The organism is Streptococcus sp. C300 (genome assembly GCF_000187645.1).
GTDB classification, from domain to species: domain Bacteria; phylum Bacillota; class Bacilli; order Lactobacillales; family Streptococcaceae; genus Streptococcus; species Streptococcus oralis_CQ.
Genome location: NZ_GL732468.1, coordinates 7,843 through 11,013, shown reverse-complemented (window position 1 = coordinate 11,013; position 3,171 = coordinate 7,843). Strand labels below are relative to the sequence as shown.

The 3,171-nt window shown below is 44.0% G+C and carries 1 protein-coding gene; it reads left to right on the top strand.

The genetic code is table 11. From position 1 onward, the window contains the following. Window positions 1-3,171: glycoside hydrolase family 2 TIM barrel-domain containing protein (locus tag HMPREF0849_RS06370; RefSeq protein WP_033605397.1), on the top strand; the 3,171-nt coding region annotated here is incomplete at both ends.

Here is a 3,171-nt window from a genome sequence, read left to right as displayed (position 1 = left end):
GCAAGTGACAGATAAGGTTCATGTTGAGAAAAATGGAACAACCATCTTAACACCAAAACTTGAAGAACAGCAACATGGCAAGGTTGAAACTCATGTAGCCAGCAAAATCGTCAATACAGATGATAAAGACCATGAATTGGTGGCAGAGTATCAAATCGTTGAACGTGGTGGTCAGGCTGTAACAGGCTTGGTTCGAACAGCGAGCCGTACCTTGAAAGCACATGAATCAACAAGCCTAGATGCGATTTTAGAAGTTGAACAACCAAAACTCTGGACCGTTTTAAATGACAAACCAGCCTTGTACGAATTGATTACGCGTGTATACCGTGATGGTCAGTTGGTTGATGCTAAGAAAGATTTGTTTGGTTACCGTTACTATCATTGGACTCCAAATGAAGGATTCTCTTTGAATGGTGAACGCATTAAATTCCATGGTGTTTCCTTGCACCATGACCACGGAGCGCTTGGAGCAGAAGAAAATTATAAAGCAGAATACCGCCGTCTCAAACAAATGAAGGAGATGGGCGTTAACGCCATCCGTACAACTCATAACCCTGCAAGTCCACAGACCTTGCAAATCGCGGCAGAACTTGGTTTGCTCGTTCAGGAAGAGGCCTTTGATACGTGGTATAATGGCAAGAAACCTTATGACTACGGGCGTTTCTTTGAAAAAGACGCTACTCACCCAGAAGCTAGAAAAGGTGAAAAATGGTCTGACTATGATCTTCGTACCATGGTCGAAAGAGATAAAAACAACCCAGCTGTCTTCATGTGGTCTATCGGGAATGAAATCGGTGAAGCTAACGGCAATGCTCACTCTCTTGCAACGGTTAAACGCTTAGTAAAAGTGATTAAAGATGTTGATACTACACGTTATGTTACTATGGGAGCAGATAAGTTCCGCTTTGGTGATGGTAGCGGTGATCATGAGAAAATTGCTAATGAACTGGATGCGGTTGGATTCAACTATTCAGAAGATAACTACAAGAAACTTCGTGCGAAACATCCAAACTGGTTGATTTACGGTTCTGAAACATCTTCAGCTACCCGTACACGTGGAAGTTACTATCGCCCTGAACAGGAATTGAAACATAGTAACGGACCTGAGCGTCATTACGAACAGTCTGACTATGGTAATGACCGAGTTGGCTGGGGTAAAACGGCAACAGATTCATGGACCTTTGACCGTGACAACGCTGGCTATGCTGGACAGTTTATCTGGACAGGTACGGACTATATCGGTGAACCTACACCATGGCACAACCAAAACCAAACTCCCGTTAAGAGCTCTTACTTTGGTATCGTAGATACAGCAGGTATTCCAAAACATGACTTTTATCTCTACCAAAGCCAATGGGTTTCTGCCAAGAAGAAACCGATGGTACACCTTCTTCCTCACTGGAACTGGGAAAATAGAGAATTGGCATCGAAAGTTGAAGATTCAGACGGAAAAATCCCAGTTCGTGCTTACTCAAACGCTGCAAGTGTTGAATTGTTCTTGAACGGTCAATCTCTCGGTGTTAAAAAGTTCAACAAAAAACAAACTAGTGATGGTCGTACCTACCAAGAAGGTGCCAATGCTAAGGAACTCTATCTTGAGTGGAAGGTTGCTTACCAACCAGGTACCTTAGAAGCAGTAGCTCGTGATGAAGCTGGTAAAGAAATTGCACGTGACAAGATTACCACTGCAGGTCAACCTGCAGGTGTTCGTCTCATCAAGGAAGAACACGCAATCGCTGCAGATGGAAAAGACTTGACTTACATCTACTATGAAATCGTAGACAGCCAAGGAAATGTGGTACCAACTGCCAATAATTTGGTTCGTTTCCAATTGCATGGACAAGGTCAACTGGTTGGTGTTGATAATGGGGAACAAGCCAGCCGTGAACGCTACAAGGCACAACCTGATGGTTCTTGGATCCGCAGAGCCTTTAACGGTAAAGGGGTTGCCATTGTTAAATCAACTGAGCAAGCAGGTAAATTCACCCTTACTGCCCACTCTGATCTCTTGAAATCGGACCAAGTCACTGTCTTTACAGGTAAGAAAGAAGGACAAGAAAAAACTGTTTTAGGTACAGAAGTACCAAAAGTACGTACTGTTATTGAGAAAGAGCCAAAAATGCCGAAGACAGTCGGTTTTATCTACAGTGATGGCAGTCGTGAAAAACGTCCAGTCACTTGGTCTTCAGTTGATGTGAGCCAAGCAGGAGTTGTGACTGTTAAAGGTATGGCAGACGGACGCGAAGTTGAGGCCCGTGTCGAAATTCTAGCAATCGCAAATGAGCTTCCAACTGTTAAGCGTGTTGCTCCAGGAACAGACTTGAGCGCTGTTGATAAATACGTTTCTATTGCTGTTACGGATGGAAGCGTACAAGAATACGAAGTTGATAAGTGGGAGATTTCGGAAGCAGATAAAGCTAAACTGTCAGTTGCAGGATCACGTATTCAAATGACTGGCCAACTAGGAGGAGAAACCATTCATGCTACTCTTGTGGTAGAAGAAGGCAATCCTGTGGCACCTGCAGTACCAACTGTAACGGTTGGTGGCGAATCTGTCACTGGTCTTACTACTCAAAATCCAATGCAATATCGAACTCTTGCTTACGGTGCATCCTTGCCAGAAGTTGTAGCAAGTGCTGAAAATGCGGATGTTACTGTAGTCCAAGCAAGTGCAGCAAACGGCATGCGTGCAAGCATCTATGTTCAACCAAAAGATGGTGGACCTCTTCAAACCTATGCAATTCAATTCCTTGAAGAAGCACCGAAAATTGACCACTTGAGCCTACAAGTGGAGCAAGCTGACGGTCTTAAAGAAGACCAAACAGTGAAATTGTCTGTACTCGCTCACTATCAAGACGGAACACAAGCAGTTTTACCAGCTGATAAAGTAAACTTCTCTACAAGTGGTGAAGGGGAAGTCGCAGTTCGTAAAGGAATGCTTGAGTTACATAGGCCAGGAACAGTCACTCTCAAAGCAGAATATGAGGGGGCTAGAGGTCAAATCGATCTCACGATCCAAGCCAACACAGAGAAGAAGATTGCGCAATCTATTCGTCCAGTGAACGTAGTAACAGACTTGCATCAAGAACCAAGCCTTCCAGCAACAGTAACAGTTGAGTATGACAAAGGTTTCCCTAAAGCCCACAAAGTCACATGGCAAGCCATTCCAAA